This is a genomic window from Metabacillus sp. KJ11-3 (assembly GCF_055808295.1).
On sequence record NZ_CM147865.1, the window covers coordinates 2931372 to 2955690 of the forward strand.

At 36.2% G+C, this 24319-nt stretch carries 20 protein-coding genes; 3 read left to right on the forward strand and 17 right to left on the reverse strand.

The window, feature by feature from the left end:
* Positions 1 to 84: 84 nt before the first annotated feature.
* The 12 genes from AC0L8O_RS14875 to AC0L8O_RS14930 form a co-directional block, all read right to left on the reverse strand.
* Positions 85 to 5169, reverse strand: coding sequence for a rhamnogalacturonan lyase family protein (locus tag AC0L8O_RS14875; RefSeq protein ID WP_473443383.1), 5085 nt, complete (start codon positions 5167 to 5169; stop codon positions 85 to 87).
* 464 nt (positions 5170 to 5633) lie between these two features.
* Positions 5634 to 6305, reverse strand: a complete 672-nt coding sequence (locus tag AC0L8O_RS14880) for a GNAT family N-acetyltransferase (protein WP_473443385.1) — start codon at positions 6303 to 6305, stop codon at positions 5634 to 5636.
* 15 nt (positions 6306 to 6320) lie between these two features.
* Positions 6321 to 6995, reverse strand: a complete 675-nt coding sequence (locus AC0L8O_RS14885; protein WP_473443386.1) for a GNAT family N-acetyltransferase — start codon at positions 6993 to 6995, stop codon at positions 6321 to 6323.
* A 12-nt stretch (positions 6996 to 7007) separates the two neighbouring features.
* Positions 7008 to 7883, reverse strand: a complete 876-nt coding sequence (locus AC0L8O_RS14890; RefSeq protein ID WP_473443388.1) for a carbon-nitrogen hydrolase family protein — start codon at positions 7881 to 7883, stop codon at positions 7008 to 7010.
* Between the two features lie 371 nt (positions 7884 to 8254).
* Positions 8255 to 8518 (reverse strand): hypothetical protein, encoded by a 264-nt coding sequence (locus AC0L8O_RS14895; protein WP_473443390.1) that lies wholly within the window; start codon positions 8516 to 8518, stop codon positions 8255 to 8257.
* 106 nt (positions 8519 to 8624) lie between these two features.
* Positions 8625 to 11006: a LamG-like jellyroll fold domain-containing protein gene (locus AC0L8O_RS14900; RefSeq protein ID WP_473443392.1), complete on the reverse strand. Its 2382-nt coding sequence runs from the start codon at positions 11004 to 11006 to the stop codon at positions 8625 to 8627.
* A gap of 96 nt (positions 11007 to 11102) precedes the next feature.
* A complete protein-coding gene (locus AC0L8O_RS14905) occupies positions 11103 to 11372 on the reverse strand; it encodes a DUF6171 family protein (RefSeq protein ID WP_473443394.1) in 270 nt (89 codons plus the stop codon).
* Complete coding sequence (locus tag AC0L8O_RS14910; RefSeq protein ID WP_473443396.1) at positions 11369 to 12859, reverse strand: alpha-N-arabinofuranosidase; 1491 nt, start codon at positions 12857 to 12859, stop codon at positions 11369 to 11371. Before AC0L8O_RS14910 ends, AC0L8O_RS14905 begins: the two co-directional genes overlap by 4 nt.
* 28 nt (positions 12860 to 12887) lie before the next feature.
* On the reverse strand, positions 12888 to 13856 hold the full coding sequence (locus tag AC0L8O_RS14915) for a glycoside hydrolase family 43 protein (RefSeq protein ID WP_473443398.1): 969 nt from the start codon (positions 13854 to 13856) through the stop codon (positions 12888 to 12890).
* 29 nt (positions 13857 to 13885) lie between these two features.
* On the reverse strand, positions 13886 to 14749 hold the full coding sequence (locus tag AC0L8O_RS14920) for a carbohydrate ABC transporter permease (protein ID WP_473443400.1): 864 nt from the start codon (positions 14747 to 14749) through the stop codon (positions 13886 to 13888).
* A 16-nt stretch (positions 14750 to 14765) separates the two neighbouring features.
* Positions 14766 to 15692 carry a carbohydrate ABC transporter permease gene (locus AC0L8O_RS14925; RefSeq protein WP_473443401.1) on the reverse strand — a complete coding sequence of 309 codons (927 nt, stop codon included), beginning with the start codon at positions 15690 to 15692 and terminating at the stop codon, positions 14766 to 14768.
* Positions 15693 to 15770: 78 nt separating this feature from the next.
* Positions 15771 to 17120 carry an ABC transporter substrate-binding protein gene (locus AC0L8O_RS14930; protein ID WP_473443403.1) on the reverse strand — a complete coding sequence of 450 codons (1350 nt, stop codon included), beginning with the start codon at positions 17118 to 17120 and terminating at the stop codon, positions 15771 to 15773.
* Between the two features lie 517 nt (positions 17121 to 17637).
* Between AC0L8O_RS14930 and AC0L8O_RS14935 the strand changes: the two genes are divergently transcribed.
* The 3 genes from AC0L8O_RS14935 (at position 17638) to sda (ending at position 19491) form a co-directional block, all read left to right on the forward strand.
* Positions 17638 to 18555, forward strand: a complete 918-nt coding sequence (locus AC0L8O_RS14935; RefSeq protein WP_473443405.1) for an ArsR/SmtB family transcription factor — start codon at positions 17638 to 17640, stop codon at positions 18553 to 18555.
* 304 nt (positions 18556 to 18859) lie between these two features.
* Positions 18860 to 19075, forward strand: coding sequence for a hypothetical protein (locus AC0L8O_RS14940; RefSeq protein WP_473443407.1), 216 nt, complete (start codon positions 18860 to 18862; stop codon positions 19073 to 19075).
* A 248-nt stretch (positions 19076 to 19323) separates the two neighbouring features.
* The gene (gene sda, locus AC0L8O_RS14945; protein WP_198025759.1) at positions 19324 to 19491 is read left to right on the forward strand and encodes a sporulation histidine kinase inhibitor Sda; all 168 of its coding nucleotides are present in this window, start codon (positions 19324 to 19326) and stop codon (positions 19489 to 19491) included.
* 101 nt (positions 19492 to 19592) lie between these two features.
* On the opposite strand, the gene AC0L8O_RS14950 is transcribed toward sda, so the two are convergent.
* From AC0L8O_RS14950 to AC0L8O_RS14970, 5 genes are read right to left on the reverse strand one after another with little or no spacing between them, the layout of a single operon-like run.
* On the reverse strand, positions 19593 to 19922 hold the full coding sequence (locus AC0L8O_RS14950) for an antibiotic biosynthesis monooxygenase family protein (protein ID WP_473443410.1): 330 nt from the start codon (positions 19920 to 19922) through the stop codon (positions 19593 to 19595).
* A gap of 16 nt (positions 19923 to 19938) precedes the next feature.
* Positions 19939 to 21630, reverse strand: a complete 1692-nt coding sequence (locus AC0L8O_RS14955) for an ABC transporter ATP-binding protein (protein ID WP_473443412.1) — start codon at positions 21628 to 21630, stop codon at positions 19939 to 19941.
* The gene (locus AC0L8O_RS14960) at positions 21627 to 21758 is read right to left on the reverse strand and encodes a hypothetical protein (protein ID WP_473443414.1); all 132 of its coding nucleotides are present in this window, start codon (positions 21756 to 21758) and stop codon (positions 21627 to 21629) included. The genes AC0L8O_RS14955 and AC0L8O_RS14960 overlap by 4 nt, the downstream gene beginning before the upstream one ends.
* On the reverse strand, positions 21751 to 23487 hold the full coding sequence (locus AC0L8O_RS14965; RefSeq protein WP_473443416.1) for an ABC transporter ATP-binding protein: 1737 nt from the start codon (positions 23485 to 23487) through the stop codon (positions 21751 to 21753). The genes AC0L8O_RS14960 and AC0L8O_RS14965 overlap by 8 nt, the downstream gene beginning before the upstream one ends.
* Positions 23487 to 24230, reverse strand: coding sequence for a PadR family transcriptional regulator (locus tag AC0L8O_RS14970; protein ID WP_473443418.1), 744 nt, complete (start codon positions 24228 to 24230; stop codon positions 23487 to 23489). The genes AC0L8O_RS14965 and AC0L8O_RS14970 overlap by 1 nt, the downstream gene beginning before the upstream one ends.
* Positions 24231 to 24319 lie beyond the last annotated feature (89 nt).

Sequence of the window (24319 nt, forward strand, 5' to 3'; positions counted from 1 at the left end):
TTGTTAGTATGTCAAAACAATGTTTTTTTTACATTTACAGGTAAATAAAAACTCGTTTCCGTTAAGGAAACGAGTTTTTATTAGCTATTTCTTTAGCTCTTCAGCTAAACTGATAAGGACATCTGCTTGCTCATCTGTAAGAGATTTATTTTTTTGAGCCTTTACTTGATTAATATATGCTCCAAGTTGGCCATCTCTTGCTTTCGATTGACCTTTTTCCTGTGACTTCTTAGCTGCTATAAGTTTCTCTACAAAAGATGTAGCTTCTTTTTCCTGACCTTTTTCAGCTAAAAACTTCTTTGTTAAGTTTGCCAGATGATCATAATCTACAAAGATCTCCACTGTAATTGTTTTTTCACTTTTATTTCCGGCTTTATCAATTGCTTCTGCTGTGAATTCTGTTGACCCAACACCTAATTCATATGCATGTTTAGTTAAGTTCTCACATGTTGTTGAGTCTATACCTGATAAAGAATCATCAGCTTGACATGAAAGAGAAATGATCTCATTGATCCCAACTTCTGTTTCATCTTCTAGATTAAATAGTATATCCGGACCGGATTTGTCAATATTTACTATTAATTCATGCTTTTCTTCCACATTACCTGCAGTATCTTCACTCCAGTAATGTATAATATACTTTCCTTCGTTTTTCAGTTCAATAGATGTACCTGACTTTATCTCACCGTTATTAATTGAAAAGTACGTCGCTTCAATTTCCGATTCATGGTCAATAGAAGTGAAGTCTATTTTCACTGTTTCTCTATACCATCCATTTTGAGCATCACTACCAGAGCTAAAAGATGTCTCAGGTGCTGTTTCATCAGGCCTTTGTGCTGAAACAAGGTAAATATTTGGAGCAGGAGGTTCTTCCATTCCTTCTCCAATAAAGAAACTAGGATGAGGCGGCTGGTTATAACCAACATTTTGCCATGCAATAGCTGTTCGGTATTGAGGGTCGTGCATAAGTGTATACATTTTATGTTCCGTTTCATCAGTCGTCATAAAGACACGCAGAGCACTGCTATCCTCTGTTCTCCATACAGCTTCCTCTCTCCAGTCTCCAAGTATATCTGCTTGTAATGAAGGTGTGCCTTTTGTTGAATTATTCGAGTAAGTTCCATCAGCAACTAAAAGATCTTTTAGTGTTTTATTCTTATAATCCCATTTTTCAATCGTCCCTGTTCCAACACCCTTATTGGCATCCCAATTATGATCCAACAATTCTCTTAATAAATCTCCATCCCACCAGATACCGAAGTTTGAAGAAGGAATCGTATCAGCTATTTTTTCTCCTGTTGCAGAGTGTAATCCCCCAACCTTACTATTCCATTCACCTGAAATCGCCCAGGCTTCTGCACCTTCGTGGGTTGGATCGATATCAGCAGTCATACCTCTACCTGTATCTTCACCAGTTTTGACTCCCCAGATAACTTCTCCCGTTTCTGCATCTCTAAGATCATATCCAAATTCCGCATCTTTATGTTCTTGAACGGAAAATATTTCCAGACCATCCCGATTAGGGTTTAGATCTCCTACATGTAATGCATCACCATGTCCTAGACCGGTATTATAGAGTCCTGATCCATCATCATCAATTGTGATCTGACCATAAACAATTTCATCTTTTCCATCATGATCCACATCCGCTACACTTAGGCTATGATATCCGTGACCAGCCCAGTCGCTATATCCTTCATTGTTAGTATCAAAGGTCCACTGCTTTGTTAATTTACCTTCTTTAAAACTATAAGCAGAAACAACTGTTCTTGTATAATATCCGCGTGCCATAATGATACTAGGCGTTTCTCCATCAAGGTATGCAACACCTGCCAGAAAGCGGTCCACACGGTTGCCGTATCCATCTCCCCATGAAGAAACATCACCTCTAGGAGGCGTATAATCTGTTGTCACAAGTTCCTTGCCTGTTTCTCCTTCAAAGATCGTTAAATACTCAGAACCTTGTAACACATATCCTGAAGAGTTTCTATGATCTGCATCTTCTTTTCCTATGATTGTTCCTTTACCATCCTTTGTGCCATCTGCTGTTTTCATTGCTATTTCCGATTTACCATCTCCATCAAAATCATAAACGATAAATTGAGTATAGTGAGCACCTGCACGAATATTTTTACCTAAATCAATTCTCCACAATCTTGTTCCATCTAACTTGTATGCATCAATATAGACATTTCCTGTATAGCCGGCTTGTGAGTTATCCTTAGAATTTGACGGGTCCCATTTAAGAATAATTTCATATTCTCCATCTCCATCTAAATCTCCCACACTTGCATCATTTGCAGAATATGTGTAGGGATCTCCTAATGGTGTAACCCCATCATTCGGCTTTTGGAGCGGAATATCAAAAAAGTTTTCGGCTATAACTGATGTCTGAACTTTTTGTTTCTTTTCTTTACCATCAATAACAGCTCTTACCTCATACACATCGTCTACATTTCCTTTAGAATCCACATAATTAGTGCTTGACGTAATTGGACTAGAATTGATTTTTTCATTATTACGGTAAAGATTAAATGAAACATTTTTAGATTCTGTTCCTAAAAACCTCCACCCTATATAAACACCATCTTCTGTCTTCATCGCCACTAAACCGCGATCAAGTGTTTCCATTTGCTTTTTCAATACGGTTACAGCTGGAGTTTCAAGGCTAGTTGAATGCTCAGAAATTCCTCCTGCACTTACAGCAGCAACTTTATAATAGTACTTAATCGTTGTTAATACCGTCTCATCTTTATAATTCGCCTTATTTGTTTTACCAATTAACTGGTATTCTCCATCTTTCTTTTTTGATCTGTACACATTGTATGTTTTTGCTCCATCTGTTTTGTCCCAGCTAAATGAAACATCATTTTTGTTTACTTCCCCGAGTTTCAAATTTTCTGGTGCAGAAGGGACTGGAACAGACGAATCAATCATTGAAACCGTTAACGGCATAGACGGAACTGTTTCAACATTTGCACGATCAATCGTAGTTGCTGTGTACTCGTACTCCATTCCAACATCAACGTTTGTATCTGTATAAGAATTTGTATTTGCAGTACCAATTAACTCACTATGACTTGTACCTGCAACTTTACGGTAAATATTATATTTCACTGCATCCTCTACCGCTTTCCATGAAAGCTGTACAGAAGAGTTTTCCGGATCAGAATTCACCTTGTCAGCCTTTAGTTCTGAAGGAGCAAGTAAAATAGGTGTGAGCTCAAGACCATTCGCAATACCTGTTGATCCTTTAAAATTCACATTCATTTGTCCATCCTTAACAGACACATCTGAAAAGACCTTAGATGTATAATTACGGTTAGAAGCATTTACAGGACCTAAATCCTTCCCTTCGATGGATACATCTGATCTAGCACTACCAAGAAAATCAGCAACATGAACTTTTACTGCATATAGCCCATTTGGTACATCTACTTGGAATTCCCACCCTACATTAAAATAACCGAGCCAGTCACGTGTTACATCTCTTAAAGGTGTATCACCGTCACCACGGTCACGGGTAATCATTCCTGTATTATCTTTTATTCCATATCCTCTTTCTTTTGTATACACAGTATTTAAATCAACATTAGTATATCCCTCTGCAACCGGGCTACTTACCGGTCCAAAATCAAATTTAAGATTCGCTTCTTTTGTTTTGATGACAACAATTTCTGATTGTGCAGATTCTCCTTTTCCATTAACCGCAGTTACAACTACATCATAGGATTTTCCTTCTTCCATACCCATTAAACTTATTCTTGAAATAGTAGAAGTTCCTACTAATGTATAGTCTTCATTAGGTGAAGTTGAAAGCTTTCGATAGATTTTATATATATCGGTATTTTCCACTTCATCCCACGTTAATACAGCCCCAGCATTACTTATACCGCTTGCCGTGATACCTGTTGGCTTATCAGGTACATTTGCCGGTTGCTCTACGTCTGTTACATAAGAAGCTAATGAGCTATCTAACTCTTTAATTCCGCTAGATAATAACCGAGCAATCTGAATAGCACCATACTCTTGAAAATGAGTGTCATCCTGAGAGCCATTTGGAAAAGCGGTATAAATTCCCGGTTCCGTATGAAGGAAAACTGTTTTCGTTCCAACTGGACCAATCGTGTCATAATATTCACGACTTAATGTGCTTAAATCAACTAATTCAACATCCAGTTCTTCTGCTACTTCTTTCATTCCTTGAACATATTCCGGGAAACTAACATTGAATACGCCTGTCTCAGCATTAAAATCCCGTCGTCCAACTGGCGTAACTAAAATTGGTTCAGCACCACGTTGTCTAGCACCATTGATATATGTTTTTAAATAGTTTTTATAATCTGGAACAGAAGCATATCGCTCAGGCCTGCTGATTGTTGCATCATTATGACCAAATTGTATGAGGAAAAAATCACCTGGACGTATTTCAGTCAAAATATTATCTAATCGTCCTTCAAAAATAAAAGACTTAGAGCTTCTTCCACCAATTGACTGGTTATCAAATGTAATCGATCCGTTAAAAAACCTAGGGATCATTTGCCCCCAACCAGCTTCCGGTTTCCAATACTCATCATATGTTTGAACTGTAGAATCACCTGCAATATAAACTGTTGGTGTCTCACCTGGAACCCGCTCTGCTAATTGTGTAATAATGAGTCCATTAATCTTTGGAGTTGTTCCAGTAAACTCAAACGTTAGTTGTCCATCTACCAATGCAATCGAAAACGTCCGCTCAATAAATTGTCCTGATGATACATTCGTATCTTGAATCTTTTGAATCGTCTCAGCACCGACTCCTATATTTGCAGAATCAGTGGCATCTCCAGCAATGACCGTAACCGAGTAATCACCGTTTGGTAAATCCACCTGGAAACTAGTTTCCTTTGCCATAATAAAATCAGATTTTAACGCATCAGCTGTACCTTTGTCTACAGCCTCAACTTTAGAAGAATCCTTAAAACCAAATCCCTTTTCCTCACTATAAACAGACTCAGGTGAGACTTGGTCATATCCGTTTTCTACTGCACTGGAAGAATTCCCAAAATCAAACTTCTTTGTTAGTAAACTCTCCTCAGCCTTTACGTCCATTGAATAAAACGGGATACTTCCTGCGAATAACAATACACTTAGAAAAACGGCAAATAGTTTTTGTCCATTTCTTTTCATAAGTTTACTACCTCTCCTTCTCGAAAATAGTCACCTTATGCTTCATCTTGATGAAAACCTTCCTCCTTTCTCCCCTTTGAAAACCCTTACAAAATTAAATGATAATATTTGTCAGAATTTTTAGATATATAATTATCAGACATAAACGTTTAAAAAACCGATATTCTCCAACAACACTTCATTTTTTATAAAATGGCTGTTTTCGCAAACATTGTTGCTTTGTAATAAGTGTAGAGGTTGTTAATTTGAGCTCCAGGCTGCTCGCTTTCCGTGGGGTCGTGGGCGGTGTGCCTCCTCAACGCTTTGCGTCTGCGGGTCTCACCTGTCCCACAGGAGTCTCGCATATCCGTTCAAATCAACCCTATTTAGTTTTTTCAAGTACTTATTAAAAACAACAATCTTTTAAAAAAGAGCCTATAAAAAAGATAAAAAACTCCCATTACTAGAGTGGGAGTTTTCATTATTTAAATATTTACTAGAGCCAATTGATCCTTTGATTCTATTTCAGAAACCATTTTTGTCCAGGATTCAGGTTTGTTAGATAATACAGAATAATAACGGATTATGAATTTTGCCACCAAATCTGCTGAGATCGCTGACTTATTTTCATTCATTGGAAGAAAACAAAGGTCAAGGCCTGTAACAGCTTCACCATCATTATTCCATGATGGATGGACATAATTGATATCAATTTTTTTATAACCTAAATGTGCCAATACTTCTCTGCGAACATACGGATCCATTGGTTTTACACCACCAAACTCATGGTGTTCAATACGGTATGGATCATAAATTTCAGCAAACATTCCCGATAAACTCTTGCCATTCGCAGCAGCAAGCTCATGTAAGTCTTGTGCCCGATTGTTAGCTAGAAATGGTCCGATTCCTAAACCCGGATTTCCGATAATCGTGAAATCCGTCATCGCCACATTGAAGTCATCATAGTAACGATATTCTGTAGCACCAACCACTTTACCTTCGTGAACAGCAACAAAAACACGGATACCTGGATCCTCTAAAGGCTCTTTCCAAAGGTCAAACTCCAGCACTTCCTCAGGAGGAAAGATCTCCTGCATAAGCTGGTGCATTTGTGTAAAAAAAGGATCTTCAATATTTGTAATACGATGATAATCCATCTTCATTCTCCTTATTTATAATTTTTTATTTCGAAAAGGGTTTTTCCATTCCATCAATGTTCCATAATGACACGATTCTTCATCTTCCAAATAATGAGGAACAACTCCAATTGGTGTTCGACTGCAACGAAGTAAAAACGTTAGAACAGGGTCTTTGACGGTCCCATTTACGACCGCATCTACATATTGCTCTGCTGACATATTTTCTGCTTTTTTATGATAGCCCGGCATACGCCCTCCACCTAAAAGGCGATCTAATCCTAAGTGGATCACAACATCATACATGGAAAGCATTAACCATTTTCCAAGACCTAATTTCCGATATGATGGCTTAACACAAATATCCACAACATAGAGCGTATTTCCGTTAGGATTATGATTTCTTATATAGCCGCCATCTGTTATCTCTTCCCATGTATGGTTTGGATGCTCAGGATCAAAATCCACAATTAACCCTGTCATCGACCCTGCCATCTCACCATCTATTTCAATACATAACGCACCTTCTGGAAATAGTGTTACATGATTTTTAAGTTGTTCTTCATTCCACCATAAATCTGAAGGAAATGGGGGTGGAAAACTTTCTTGTTGAATTTGTATTAGTTTTTGAAAATCTTCCTTTTCATAATTGCGAATGACAGCTTTTATCGGTTTGTCTTGATCGAACACATAAAATTCTTTCCGATACATAGAAACCTCCTATTAATACGTTAGTTTTTCAGGCTCCCAATCAGGATATAGATCTGTTCGTCTGTCTCTCCATGTTGTGACCGAACCACTTTGACGCACTTTATATAAAAGCTCAAGATTCAAGTCCGCAGTAACAATCATATCTTGATTAATTTCTCCTTGTACCATGATTCCCTTTGGTGGAAAGGGTACGTCATTTGGTGTAATAACTGCTGCCTGCCCAAAGTTCCCTCTCATAAAATCAACTGTTTGAAGGGAACCAACTGTACCAGTTGTGACAACATACACTTGATTCTCGATCGCTCTTGCATGACTGGTATAACGAACTCGGTGAAAGCCGTGCCGATCATCTGTACATGACGGACAAAAGATCACATCAGCCCCCTTCGCCTTAGCCATTCTCACAATCTCAGGAAATTCAATATCATAGCAAGTTAGCATCGCAACCGTACCTTTATCCGTTACAAAAACCTGCAGGCTGTCACCTGCACTCATATTCCACTCTTCTACTTCAGTTGGAGTAATATGAAGTTTTGCTTGCTCTGCAATTCTTCCGTCAGGATAAAACATATGAGCCACATTATATAGTTCTCCCTCTTTTTCTATAACATGTGTTCCTGCAATAATATGCATTCCTGTTCTCATTGCATGCTCAACAAATAATTCACGGTATCTATCAGTAAAATCAGGAAGGCGATCTATAGGCAATGCTTTTCCGTTCTTACCCCCAATTGATAATAGTTGGGTTGTAAAAAATTCTGGAAACAATATAAAATCAGAGCCAAATTCTTCGGCTGTTTTTATATAATGTTCAACTTGCCTAGCAAACTCTTCAAACGATTTAATTGTATGAAGATGATATTGGACGGCAGAAACTCTGATGTTCATGTACATTCCTCTTTCTATTCTATTTATAAAAGGCTGTTTTCGTATAATATGTTGTTTTTTATGCAATTTAAGCTTCAAAATTAGTCCGTTCCATTGCGCTCCATTCCACTATAAAAGTTAAAATAGCATTCAAGAGCAACAATCAATTGAAAAACAGCCTAATTAAGGTCAAGATTTAAATACGTATAAATTTAATGGTACTACACACATTATTCGATATCTTCAAACGATCCACAAGTACACACTTTCATTTCACTAAGTATCAAAAAGTATACTATCGGATTTTACAAGGTTGGGAGAAAATATTCAATAAAAAAACCACAAAAAATAATGTGGTTTTTGAGTGTTGTCATATTCAAAATATTTCTTTTTTAATGATAAAGCTCTTTAACCTTTTTTAAATCATTCAGTAATTGATAGATTTCATCTTGACTTAAGTGTACTGGTAACTGATCATACAATGTGATAAACTGTCCGCTTTCTTCGTGTTTATGTTTCTCTAAATAATCATAAAGAAGATCCAGTTGACTTTGTCTTAAAGTTGATTCCGTATAAAATTGTTTTACTTTTTGTATTGAAAACTCATTCATTGCATCATCAAAATCACCTGAAATAATGACACCATCTACCTTCATAATTCCACCTCATTTTTAGTAGTAGGATATCCTTATTTAAACTATATTACTAATGATTATAATAAAGAGGCTATAAACATAACCTCTTCTCCTCATGACCAGCTATCTATTTTGTTTTTGCTAATTCTGCTATTTCTTCTGCAGATATTGAACCTCTGTAAATTCTTAGTTCATCCATAAGCCCTTTATATGGGGTATCCCACCAATTGACTCCTAAACTGAATACTCCTCCATTTGTTGTTGTGAACACATGTGGAAAATCAGTACCTTTAAACGTTTCTTTTCCATTCACATAAATCGTAATTGTCCCTTGATTCACCGTAAATGCAAGATGTGTCCATTTATTTGGTTGAATTGACTGGCCAGTATCGGCATCATACCAATCTGTTCCGGCCCAAACCATCGTATGATGACTAACCCCGGAATGTCCCTTTGGTACTAGGCTGATCCAATAATTCGAATCTCTTGCACCAAAAAATGCGGTACTATATTCAGTTAATTCATCCGGGTTTAACCATAACGCAACCGAATATGAATCACTGTCGATTAAACCATCCGGTAATCGAATTCCTGACTGTCCATTAAACTCCGCTGACTTTCCAAACTCTGTTTCAATATAATCAATATTGCCACCACTATTATCTACTCTGTCTCCTGTCACAATCCCTTCTTTACCTGGTTGTTTACTGTCCGATAAATTCCCTTCAAATTTATAATGTGCGACCATACCATCTGGTTTCTTGGGAACTACTGTGATCGTAAATTGTTTTTGAGTAGATACAACACCTTTTGTGATTGTTGCCGTCAAGGTCAGGGTTACCGGGTCTTTTCCCGCTTCAGGTCTTGTGATGACTCCTTTATCAGTCATTACATCCTGATTCGATGATACCCATGAAATAGTCGTTCCTCTTGTTCCTTCAATTGGAAGAATTACATTACTTATAATATTGCTTGTATCCCCCAAATCCAAGTCTGCCTTTACATCCTCTATGATTTCCTGATCTGTTCTATCTTTTACCTTACTTCCCCAAAGGGCAATACCCTCTTTCGAAAGGACACTAAATGTCATCACATAATTTTGTGATACTTCATCCCACTGACGTAGAAATACACCACTATACACTTTTCCACCTATTTTTAGCTCGGCATTGTAATGCCCTGTTTTCTTCCAAGTTCCATTTAAACTGCCGCTTATTTTGTTGTTTTTCTCAAGTGTTATAGACACCGGCTTTTTCACTTCAGCTGATATATCTTTTTCATGGTTAATCATTTGATAGGTTCCGATAACATGGTCCCTTTTTATCTTTTCAATTGTTTCTCCTGCAAAGCGATATGGTGCAATAACAGGCCAACCATTCTGATTCATAAACATTTGGTGAACACGAATTTCATGATGTTCACCTCTCTCAGGGAAACGTGTATGGAAGATAATAAATTGTTTTCCTGTTTTTGAATCATAGTAAGTTGAATTATGGCCTGGGGAGACATAACCTGCACCAATCCCTTCTCCCGGATCCCCGATCTTTCGTTCGAACAAATGATTTCCCATTAACTTAACGGCATACGGTTCAATTGATTTATCATCGAATAATGGTACAGTTGGATCTGCTTTTACATTGATCATTTCATTTCCTTCGGCATCATAATAAGGTCCATCCGGTTTTTTTGAACGAATGACTCTCACATTGTACCCACCAATCGCGTCCAGCCCTCCAAAAGATAGGTACATATAATAATAGTTTGTATCAGGGTGATATTGAATGTATGCCCCTTCAATTCTACTATGATTTCCACCGAGCAGCTTCTTCCCATAACCTTGATCCGGTAATGGGAACCCTGTTTTTGGATCCATTTCTAAAATAAAAATTCCACCTGAGTATGATCCGTACAACATCCAAAGCTTTCCTTTTTCATCAAAAAATGTATCAGGGTCTACAACATTAGGATGCTTAGTGGCATCATAGATTGTTCCGTCTTCACTCGGTTCTCCCCACATCCCTGATTTCAAGAAAATTCCTTTGTCCTTATACGGTCCTTCAATATTATCCGCAACCGCAATACCTAAAGCAGATCTTGGTGAATCTCCTTTACATGCATTGTAATACATATAAAACTTGCCATCCTCAAGCTGAATAACATCTGCTGCCCAAAGTGTATCTGTTTGTGCCCAATCAAATGTTTCCTTTAATTCCTCTACTACATTGTCAAACAATGGATTTGTCACATTTGCACCAGAAGCTACAAGTTCCCAATTCATCAAATCTTTGGATTTCGCTGCTGCTAAATGAGACCCGAACACATAGTATTCATTCTGTACCTTTATAATAGAAGGATCATGAACAGATGCATCTGTAAATTTAGGTTTATCTGCTGTATTCACCTTTTGATTCATCGTTTTTTTCTCCTTGGTTGTATCTGCCTCCACGGCGATCACTAAGGTTGGAATCATAATAACAAACACTAGTAAAACAAGCCATTTTTTCACCATACATCCCTCTCCTATTCCTTTATCTTCAAAAAAATAGAAGATCACTACGTTAAATTCCTTTAACATTCATAAGTAGTGATTTTCTAAAGTTAGTCGTTACCATTTTGGTCCATTTGGATGTGGACATTGTTTGTACGATAGTTTTGTTCGAAATTCCACATAACACCCGCAATGTAAACATGTTGTTTCACTTGAAAGAGAAGGACAGCTTAAACAGATGTCCATTCTCTTTTGATACAGCGAATCATTCACTATATTGATTTCAAGCAGAAGTTGCTCTTGAACAAGCTGAGAAATTTGTGATTTTGACCTACGCTCGACCTGGAAACAGCCTTTACAGTTTCTTTTTGTTTCTTTTTCTATCATGATACCGATACTAAAAGAACTGACATAGGCGGCATCTCGAATGACAATTCATTTTTATTTACATTAAATCCTTCAAATGCAATCGGTTCTATAGCAGTTGGATTTTCAAATGTATTTCTTCCATTCATATTTTCTGATGTTAGGATTTTTCCACTTACCTGTGTCACATTTTTATCTAGTAAGCCTCTTAATTCAATTGATACAGGTGCTGAGTCCTGATTACTTACATTACATAATGTAATATTTACTTCACCCTTCGTATTTTTTGAAGCTGAGAGATGAACAGAAGGGACTTCATCTTCTTTTCCTTTAAAAGTCGATGTTGCAGCTTCAATCGTTAGACAAGCAGTATCTTGATGAACCTTATACATATCAAAAACATGATAAGTCGGAGTTAAAATCATATCTTCTCCTTCTGTTAAGACCATCGCTTGAAGGACGTTTACTGTTTGGGCAATGTTAGCCATTTGGACACGATCACAATGGTTGTTAAAGATATTTAGGGTAATACCCGCTACAAGTGCATCACGAATCGTATTTTGTTGATATAAAAACCCCGGATTTGTACCAGGCTCAACATCAAACCATGTGCCCCATTCATCTACAATCATACCCACTCGTTTTTCCGGATCATATTTATCCATGATCGTACCATGTTTTGTTACAAGCTCCTCCATATGTAGAGCCTTTTTCATCGTAGTGAACCATTCATCTTCAGTAAAGTCTGTTGCAGAACCTTTCCCTAACCAAAAGTCACCTGGAATTGTATAGTAATGAAGGCTTAACCCATCCATAAAACGACCTGCATTACGCATTAACACTTCAGTCCAGTTATAGTCGTCTACATTTGCCCCTCCGGCAATTTTGTAAATTTTATTATCTCCATAGTTTCTTACATAGGTCTGGAATTGGCGATAAAGATCTGCATAAAATTCCGGACGCATATTTCCACCACAGCCCCAGTTTTCATTACCTACTCCAAAATAAGTTAATTTCCACGGCTCTTCGCGGCCATTTTCACTTCTCCAGTTAGCCATTGGAGATTCTCCATCAAATGTCATATATTCAACCCATTCTGACATTTCCTGAACTGTTCCGCTTCCAACATTCCCACAAATATATGGCTCACACTCTAGTAGCTCACAAAGAAGCATAAATTCATGTGTACCGAAATGGTTGTTTTCTACCACTCCACCCCAGTGGGTATTAACCATTCTTTTTCTGTTTTCTCGAGGACCAACACCATCTTTCCAATGATACTCATCAGCAAAGCAGCCACCCGGCCAGCGTAACACTGGAATATTTAGATTTTTTAGTGCTTGAAGGACATCATTCCGAATTCCTTTTGTGTTAGGAATAGCAGAATCTTCACCTACCCAAATTCCTTCATAAATACAACGCCCTAGATGTTCTGCAAAATGACCATATATATTTTTATTTATTTTTCCCTTTTCGATATCTGTATTGATAATAATTGAATTAGCCAAATCATTCACTCCTACACTATTAGTCTAATTATTTTTTACTAACTTCACGATCCGGTACAGGGTCTCCGAATACAGGTAAACCATCTTCTCCCCAAGTAAATACTTGTGCACGTGTATGACGATTTGGATCATATAATGGATCACCAACAATCTCTTTATAATTTCTTGCATGATAGACAATTACATCTTCATTTCCATCCTCTGAAACCGTAAAACTATTATGCCCAGGGCCATATTGACCTGTTTGTTCATTTGTTTGGAAAACAGGTTCAGTTAATTTAGTCCATGAAGCCGGATTGAGTAGGTCTGCATCCGCAGGGGCATACAATAATCCCATACAATAATGATGATCTGTCGCACTAGCTGAAAAGGAAACAATAATTTTTCCATTTCGGTTTAATACAGCAGGACCTTCATTTACGAGGAATCCGATTTTTTCCCAATCACACTCAGGTGTTGCAATCATCACTTGTTCACCTGTAATCGTCCATGGATTTTCCATCTTCGCAATATATAAATTAGAATTACCTTTAATGTCCGGATCTTTCTGTGGCCAAATTAAAAATCGCTCTCCATTATGCTCAAAGGTTGTTGCATCAAGAGCAAATGTTTCCCATTTTGTTTTAATCTGACCTTTTTCTTCCCATGTACCTTCTAAAGGATTGGCTGACTTATTTTCAAGCACACACATACGATGATCAAATAATCCTTCATTTGTTTCAGCCGTTCTGGCTGCGGCAAAATAAATGTACCATGCTCCATCAATATAATGAATTTCAGGTGCCCAAATATTCGCACTCATCGGACCATGATCATATTTTCTCCAAACCACAATAGGCTTTGCCTCTCCTAAACCTTGGATAGAGGTTGCTCTGCGAACTTCGATTCTGTCATATTCAGGGACAGATGCAGTAAAGTAATAGTAGCCATCAACATGCTTATATACCCAAGGATCTGCACGCTGTTCTATAATTGGATTTTGATATTTATTTGACATAGCAAACATCTCCTTTTCTCGATACCTTTTTATCCTTTAATTCCAGTCATTGTAATTCCTTCTATAAATTGCTTTTGGGCAAAGAAGAACATAAGAATTGTTGGGATTAGCGCTAATACGGATCCGGCCATAATGAGTGTCCATTCTGATGTGTAATAACCATTAAAGGATGCCAATACTAATTGAAGTGTAAACTTTTCAGGCGTATTAATGTAAATTAATGGTCCAAGGAAATCATTGTACCCAGCTAAAAACCATAAAATAGCCTGTGTGACAATTGCCGGCTTTGCCAACGGTAAAATGATTCTTATAAAAATTCCAAAATAACCTAAACCATCGATTTTCGCTGCCTCCATTAATTCATCAGGAATGGTCATAAAAAATTGCCTTAGAAAGAAGATTGCCATTGCCGTACCAAACATCCCCGGTATAATTAATGGCTTCCACGTGTCCAACCACCCTAAATCTCTAAAAATAATAAAAGTTGGTACCATCGTAACAACACCAGGCAGCATAATTGTCGCTAAAAGAACGAGAAATAACTTATCCCTTCCTGGAAACTTCAATTTCGAAAACCCAAATGCTGCTAAAGAGCTTGTAAATACCCCGATTAGAGTAGGCGGGATAATGACCGCAAACGTATTCATAAAGCCTCTTAACAAATTTGCTTCAGTTAAAACCGTCCAATAATTTCCCCAAACAAACTTTTCAGGGATCCATTGAGGTGGCATTGTAAATACTGCCCCTTCCGGCTTTAGGGACGTTGATAACATCCAGAAAAATGGTATAGCCATAATAAAACCACCAATAATTAAAAAAACATATGCAGCGATCTTTTGAATGAGTCGAATGTTCTTTACGTTTTTATTCCAAGCAACACTTGTCGCAGACATATTCTTCACTTCCTTATTAATAATGAACCCAACGTTTACTTAGTTTAAAATTAATTAATGTAATGATTAAGATAATAATCCCCAATACCCAGGCCATTGCTGATGCATAGCCCATTTCCATGTAACGGAATGCATTTAGGAATAAGTAGTAAACAACTGTTGTTGTGGAATAATTCGGACCACCTTCAGTCATGATCATAAATCGTTGGAAATCCTGAAGAGCTCCAATGATAGATGTAATCAGAATAAAAAATGTTGTCGGTGATATAGATGGAATCGTGACAAACCTTAACTTTTGCCAACTGTTTGCTCCATCGATATCTGCTGCTTCGTAAAGATTTTTTGATACAGACTGAAGTGCAGCTAAATATAAAATCATATTGATTCCCAATCCGCCCCAAACACCTTGAATAATCATGGCAGGCATCGCCCAATTTTCATCACTCAGCCAAGGCGGCCCTGTAATGCCGATATAACCAAGCAGGACATTTAATAATCCGAAATCCGAGTTGAAAATCCATTTCCACAGCAAAGATATGGCAACAATGGAGCACACTGTTGGTAGAAAAAAGGCTGTTCGAAACAAAGATAGCCCCTTTACTTTCTGGTTTAAAGCTATGGCAATAAACAAAGCAATCACCATACCAAAAGGAATTCCTAATGCAGCGTAAAATGTATTAAAAACTGTCTTCCAAAACAAATCATCTTCAAAAAACAATCTCTTATAGTTTTCTAAACCATTGAATTGAGCAGGTGTATATAAATCAAACTTTGTAAAACTGACGTAAACGGAAAATAACATTGGGATAAAAGCAAAGCAGAGAAAACCAATTAAAGGCGGGGCAACAAACAAGTATCCCCACATATATTCTGATTTGAATCTTCTTTTCTTCTTCACGTTTATCTCAGCTTTCTTCGTCTTTGTTGCTGTCTGCGTTATCATGTTATCACCCTTTCTATCACAGATATTTCAAACCTAGAGGGGAATGTACAAATTCATTTCCCCTCTATACGCAGTGTGTTACTCAAAAATTGCTGGATTCCCCTCTTTTAAGTGCTTATCCACCTCAGGCTTAATTTCATTTAATAGTTCTTCAGCTGATTTTTTTCCATTCCAAAGGTCAGCAAGCTTTTGATTGACAGTATCAAGCCATTTGTTATTTGTTGTCATTGACCATGGACCCGGACGCTGATTTTCTGCGGCTTGAATAAACACTTCAGGATTTTCAGGTTTTTGACCTGGTTGTAAGAATACATCTGTATTTGATACTGATTTATAAGTTGGAATAGCAAATCCTAATTCTGTTTGTATGGTTTGTCCTTCTTCACCGGCTAAATATTCTACTAATCTAAACGACTCATCTACAAATTTTGTTTTCTTATTAATGGCATATCCTACTGAACCTGACCAACCAGATGATTCACCAGTTTTTCCTGCAGGGAAAGGAGCAACATTCCAGTCAAAGTTCAATTTACGATATGTTGGTACCATCCAGCGACCATTAAAGACCATTGCCACTTTACCTGATTCAAACATTTGATCTGCTGACATCGCTTCCAAAGCACGGGAATCAGGAGCGACATTGTGCTTATTTGACATATCTGCAACAAATTGCATCGCTTCAACTGCTTCCGGACTGTTTAATACAAATTCTTTTCGATCTTCACTTAAAACATTACCACCATTTGACCAAACAAATCCTTCCCACCATAATGGCCCCATACCATATTGCTCAGGCTTGCCGTCACCATTTTCATCAATTGTTAATTTTTTCGCAATTTCTAAATATTCGTCCCAGCTCATTGGTTTCTCAGGTGATGGATAAGGAATACCCGCTTTATCGAAAAGTTCTTTATTGTAATATAAAACAGAAGGTCCGATATCCTTAGGTAGAGCGTATAAGTCACCCTCACCTAATGTTTTTCCATTATATTTATATCGAACTAATGCTGATTCCCACATATCATCTGTGTTAATATCACTGTTATCAATCAATTCCTGCATATTTAAAAATAAGTCTGCAGATACCCATCTTCCAAAGTCACCGTCACTAGTAAACACAACATCAGGTGCTGTTCCACCAGCAAGCATTGTATTCATCTTTCCTGCATAATCATCTGGAATATGTGTAACTTTAACCTTAATATCCGGGTTATCTTCTTCGAAATTACTTACTAATTCTTTAAATACTTTCAATTCATCCGGAGAACCCCAAGTTGAAATCCCAATTGTTGTTGTGCCATCTTCATTTTTTCCGGATTGTGTTGCTGAATCGCCACCACTTTCAGAACCTGTAAATGCCGAACATCCTATTAAACTACCAAATAGCATCATAGCAATTCCTAAAGAAATCATTTTCTTAACAAACATGTTAATCCCCCTTAATTCGTATTAAGCGCTTTCAATCATGACCAAAAATTCAGTCGACAAACACAATTAGTGAACTCTTTCATGTAAGTTCTAATCTTTACATCTCCTTCTTATCTTGATTGCTACTTCGATTAATAATATAAACATTAACATTACAGTATTTTCGTTAATATTAATGTTATTAATGATTAGTATATTTATTAACTATATAACTGTCAACTATTTTCGGAAAAATTAATTTAATCCTTAATTTAACTATTAAACTAAGCTTCAATGAATTCTATATAAGTTATTTAGTGATTTATTACAATCTCCTCACGATATCACTAATGATTAACAAATTTATTATTAAATAGGAAATAAACAAAATGGCTTGATTGTTATGTTTTTCTCATATAAAACAGTAGATTATTAATATAAGCATAAAATAAAAATTGAAAGGTTAACATACTTGTATACTAATTAACAAACGTGTATATTATATGTAAACTGCACGACATAATGGAGGACTAATTTCATGAAAATAGATACAACAGATGAATATTTACCTATATATGAAGCTTTAGCAAGTACCGTACGTTTAAAAATTATTCAATTACTATCACTACGCCCTATGAATATTAAAGAATTAGCAGAGGCCGCTGAACTAAGCAGTGCAATTATGACCATGCATGTTAAAAAGCTGGAAAAAGCAGGTATCATTAGAACGGATATGGTTCCAGGGAAGGCCGGATTACAAAAATTGTGTGTACTTGATGTTGATCAAATTGAAATAAATTTTCCGGCAGCACTTAGTCAAATTAAAGAATTTCATCAAACTGATGTTTCAGTAGGTCATTATACAGACTTTCAAATTGAACCCACATGTGGTTTAGCAACACGGGAGAAAATAATTGGTGAGTTTGATGAGCCCCGTTATTTTCTTGATCATGAACGAGTAAACGCCAATATTCTATGGTTTGGCCAAGGCTATGTAGAATATAAAATCCCTAACTTTTTGTTAACAAGTAACCGTCCGGAAGAACTTGAAATTTCAATGGAATTATCATCAGAAGCACCTGACACAAATAACAATTGGCCCTCCGACATTTCATTTTATTTGAATAATGTTTTTTTAGGTATCTGGACAAGTCCTGGGGACTTTGGAGATAATAAAGGAAAATATACTCCTTCGTGGTGGCCGAGTATCATTAACCAATACGGATTATTAAAATACCTACGAATTACTTCAAACGGAACATATATGGATGGTAATAAAATCTCAGATGTGACGATTCATGATGTGGGAATTCGTGATAAACAATGGACATTCAAAATCGCAGTAGAAAAAGATGCAGAGCATGTCGGAGGAGTTACCCTTTTCGGTTCAGGCTTTGGAAACTATAACCAAGATATTATCTTTAGACTTTATTATTCAAAGGAACAAAAGGCATAAAATGTTTCCCACCTTTCAAAAATAAGTGAAGGGTGGGATTTTAAACGCGAAAAAATTGGCCTATCGCCAAGTCCAAACGGTGGAAAACTTCGTTTTTCTTATACTACTTGAAGTAAAATTAAGTTTTCTGTAAGGTAATATACTTTTAAACACCTCAAATATCCTCACTATATCTATTAAAATGACTTTTTGATCATACCTTGGAAAATATTACCCTTAGCAAATTTCGACTATAACAAGTAAAATGATAGCTATTACATATCTTAGATATTCTACTATTTACATAATAAGAAAGGGGTTTACTATGGAACAATTCTTTGCCCAAGTTGAAGTGTGGCGTCAAAATAATACACTTCTTCATATCATTTTTACGAAAAGAAAAGTTGGACGAAAAACCTTCTCCGGCCGAATTATCCACTTATCACAAGATCAGTCACAACTTTTATTTTATAATGTCGATTCTAAATCTGTTTTTTCTCTTGAAGTTAATGAAATCGATGATATTAACGCTTTCTCTTAACCGTTAACTGCTTTTATCCACAGTAAAAATACCATTCAACTTTATTCTCTTACCATCATTAATAAAATACAAATCAACTCTTTCACCTTAACTCCACTAATTATTTTCCTTATTTTTTTACTAGTTTTCACTAGTTTTTTACTTTTTTTGTCTAATTATAGGAATGATCGTCGAAAGCCTTATCTTTTTCATAAATTTTGGTTAAAATAATCCTTATGTTATATACTTTACAAGGAGTTATTTGAATTATGCCCTATCAAACTACCCTAAAATTAATTTCTAATTTAACACTTTATAAAGCCTATATAGATGCGCTTAAATTAAATGTATCAGAGGACTTTATGCAAATATTACTTGAAGAAATGAAATCACGCTCTATGCCATTGCCTATTACTTTCCAAGATAAATCGCTTTAAATTCTTTACTTTTCCAGAAGTACAAAAAGCACAAATCTATCATTATAAGATTAGTGCTTTTTGTTATTTATCAAGAATCAAAACTAAACCCATGTATTATATTATTCGTTTGAAGAATCATAAAGCTTATAGGCTCTGAGTGTTTTTTTCATTTTTACTTGTTCAAGTTGCTGATTTTCTTTTCTTTTTTTATTCATTTCCTTATGTTCGTTTACATGATCCTCTCTTGAAATCCATGCTTTGAAGTCTGCTTGAGATTCCCACTTGGAGACATAGACAAATTCTACAGTCTCTGTGTTTTCCCTTTTCCAGCATTCAAATGAAATCAGACCTTTTGCTTCAGCCAATTTTTCTTTGTCACTCTCTCTTTTCATTACTAATCTTTCTTCATACGCTTTTTCAATTTCAAACGTGGCTGTATTTACAAACATTTCCTTCATCCTTTCATTAAATGGTCATTTGTTTTGAATATAGCTCATAGTAAAAACCGCGCTGATTCAATAATTCATGATGGTTCCCACTTTCTATAATCTCACCATCTTGTATAACTATAATTTGATTAGCTAGCTCAATTGTTTTTAAACGATGAGCAATTACAAAGCTGGTTTTACCTTTTATTAAGTTGCGAATTCCTCTTTGAATATCAATTTCGGTTTTTGTATCTATATTAGATGTTGCTTCATCTAAAATTAACAAATCAGGATTTGCTAATATGGCTCTAGCAATAGATAGAAGCTGTTTTTGACCTTGACTTATATTTTGACCACCAGAAGTAATGGTTGTTTGATATCCGTTAGGTAAATGCTTAATAAATCCATGTGCTGAAGCTGTTTTTGCTGCTTCAATCACTTCTTCATCTGTTGCATCAAGGCGGCCGTAGCGGATATTTTCCAAAATTGTTCCTGAAAATAAATAAGGATCTTGAAGGACAATACCAATTCTTTTCCGAAAATCTCTTACTTTATAGTCCTTTATATTTCTTCCGTCCAGTAAAAGTTCTCCTGATCGGACATCATAAAACCTCATTAGCAAGTTTATAATCGTTGTTTTACCCGAACCAGTTGGACCAATTAAAGCAATCATTTCCCCTGGTACTGCTGAAAAATGAATATTTTTTAAAATAGGCTTGTTTTGTTCATATTGAAAATCAACATGTTTAAATTGTACCTCACCCTTTAGTGAACTAACTTGAACTGCTTCTCTTTTGTCTACTATGTCAGGGACCTCATCCATTGTTTCAAAAACCCGCTCTGCTCCGGCTAATGCTGCTTGTATTGAATTGAGCAATGTTGATAACTGATTAATCGGCCTTGTAAACTGCCTGGAATACGTAACAAAGGACGCGATAATCCCAATTGTTGTATGCCCCTTAAGTGCCATTAAAGCACCGACAGCAATCACGATTGCAAGCCCTAAATTACTTAAAAAGTTATTAAACGGACCGAGTGTTCCTGAAAACATATCGGCTTTAATTGCGGATTGTCGCAAACGTTCATTTACCTCTTGGAATTGTCCGAAAGTATCTTCTTCCTTACCAAATAAAGCGGTAACCTCTCCACCACTTATCGTTTCTTCGACAAAGCCATTTAACCCACCAACATCTTTCTGTCTTTGCGAAAAGTTTTTCCGACTAATACTTACAATTTTCTTCGTAACATAAAGCATAAACGGAATGATCAAAAAAGACACGATCGCCAATACCCAATTCAAGGCAAACATAGCGATGGTAACACCGGTTATTGTTAGTAGTGAGGATACAAACTGAATTACACTTTGACTAAGTGCTTGATTTAATTGCTCAAGGTCATTTGTAAATCGACTCATTAGCTCACCATGTTTATGCTGGTCAAAAAAACGTAATGAAAGAGTTTGTAACTTTGCAAATAAATCCTCGCGTAATCCTTTAATCGTATTTAATGAAATATCGACCATTATATAGCCTTGAAGCCAGGTAAGAATGGATGTGCCGACATAAATCCCAACAAGCATCCAAATCATGCGAATTGTACCCGTTACATCTTTAGGAAGGATGTAATGGTCAATAATCACTCCAATAAAATATGGACCTAGGAGACTTAAGATTGAAGATAAAATAACAAGAATAACTGACGAGATTAACCTCATTTTTTGTTTTTTCATATACAACCAAATTCTTCGCAAAGTTCTTTTAGGGTCCTTTGTTTTTTCAACAGGTTCTGACACCCTTCCCCCGGACCTGCTCCTCTTGTTGTTTGCTGCATTCTTGCCACACTATTAGTATTACTCAACCATTACACCTCCAGTCTGTACTTGAGTTTGATAGATTTCCTGATAAACAGTACACGACTCCAGTAATTCATCATGTGTTCCTACTCCCACTATGGATCCTTCATCCATAACAAGAATTTTATCTGCATCAAGAATGGAAGAAATCTTTGATGAAACCATAAAGATTGTTGTCTTTGGGTATGAGGATTTTAATGCATCAAGAATGATTGCTTCTGACCGGGCATCAATCGCAGATGTGGCATCATCCAAAATAAGGATAGACGGCTTTCGCACAAATGCTCTTGCAAGTGATAATCGTTGCTTTTGTCCTCCAGATAAATTAGTAGCTTCTTGAGTTAAAGGATGTTCATAACGGGCATCAAACTTCTCAATAAACTCTTCTGCACATGCATTTTTACTAGCCAATTGCATCTCGGTTTCTGATGCATCCTTTTTACCATAAATAAGGTTGGATTTAATGCTTCCCGAAAATAAAAATGGTTTTTGTGTAACATAGCCGATAGATCCACGAAGATGCTTTAAACTTATGTTTTTACTATTCTGTCCATCTATTAAAATCTCTCCGTGATCCACATCATATAATCTTGGAAACAATTTAACTAATGTTGTTTTCCCACTACCTGTTGCTCCAATAATTCCAATTTTTTCGCCGTGACTAACAGAAAATGAGATAGAATTTAGTACATTTTCACCTTTTTTACTATATGAGAACGATACATTCCGAAATTCTACATCTCCTTTAATTGGCATTTCATCAAATGAATTTTCAGCTCGGTCCGTATTAATTTCCAAAACTTCTTGAATTCGAACTGCTGAAGGTAATGCCCTCATAAGCTGCATCAGAACCATACTACTTGAGGTGAGCGCCATTAAAATGATGTTTAGATAATTAATAAACGCCAAAATTACTCCCACTTGTATAGTGCTTCCCCCTATCGGAAAAACTCCAAAAAGAAGAGCAACAGCCATTCCAACATTTATCACAAAAAGTAAAACCGGCATAAGAATTGTAATAATTTGTTCAGCAATTTTTGTTTTATTTGTTAGCGAAACATTCACTTTATGAAATAAATTTATTTCATATTCATTTCGTACAAATGCTTTTACAACCCTAATTCCCGCAATACTTTCCTGAAGCTTTGAATTTAGCTGATCTAACGCTTCTTGAACACGTTTGAACCAAACACCTGCTTTCCTGGAAAGAAGGATAATGAAAAAGACAAGAATTGGAATAAGCATAACTAAAATAGGAAACAGCTCTCTTGCTTGAAAAAAAACAATCATGACACTTCCAATAAATAGCAGAGGACCTCTTACAAATACACGAAGTGTCATCATAACCGCTTGTTGAATTGAATTAATATCACTCGTTACATTTGTAATTAATTTACCAGTACCAATTTTGTCGCGATTCTCACTGGATAAATGTTCGATCTTATAAAATAAATCTCGTCGTATATCGGTAGCAATATTGATGGCAGATTTAGTGCTAAATATTGTACAACCTATTCCACCAATCAAGCCAATAATCGCTGCAATGATCATAAATGTTCCCATTTGAATAACGTACGTTGTATCATCCTCGGCAATTCCGTAATCTATGATTTTTTGTAAAAGAAGAGGCTGTAACAAGTCCATTGTTACTTCTAAAGCCATCAATAAAGGAGCGAGAATAACAAATAGCTTGTATGGCTTCGCATAAGGTAAAAGTTTTTTAATAGAACTCATCACATCTCACCTTTACTATTTCTTTTTTTATCAGACCAATTAATAAGCTCACCCCTGCAACTTTTTAGAATAGAGAGAATATCCTTTGCGAGCTCCGGTTCGGATAGTACACTTTTCATGGCATAATGAAATTCTAGTTGAAGCTTACCCATTTCTTCCCGAACAAGTGAAGCTTCTTCAGACTGCTTCCATCGCAACCGCATCGCCCACTCCTCCCAAAAGATCTCATCTTCTTCATTTATTAAATCGTTTATAAATTCTAACCCTTCCACATTTAATGCATATATTTTTTTATCTCCATCTAATTTAACTTCTATTAGTTTCTTTTCAACCAAATCCTGTAATGCAGGGTAAATGGTTCCTGCACTGGGAGAATAATAGCCGCCACTTCTTTCCTCCAACTGCTTCATTACCTGATAACCATGTCTCGGTTCTTCTTTTAGTAGCTGCAAAATTGCAAGCTGAATAATACCTCTACGTTTTGTAAATTTAGATTTCATTTTTTCTCTTAAATGTGGCTGTTTATCAAAAAATTTCAGGGCGGTTTTTAACCCTTTATGTGTTAAAGATAGAACTTCCTGTTCATCTTTTTGAACAAAGCCTTTTTCTATTGCTTCATAAAGACAACTACTAGGATCGGTTAACTCATTTCTAAGAGATAGAAATAGTTCTCCTTGCTTTATAGGTTTTCTGCTTATAAAAGTAAGCAATGTCAACATTTCCTGGCTAATATTACCTAACATACTTACCCTCCATCCATTTCGATTATTACGATAAATTTTAATCGATATAGTTTCGAAACACAACAAAAAAAGAATGAAACCTACTGAAT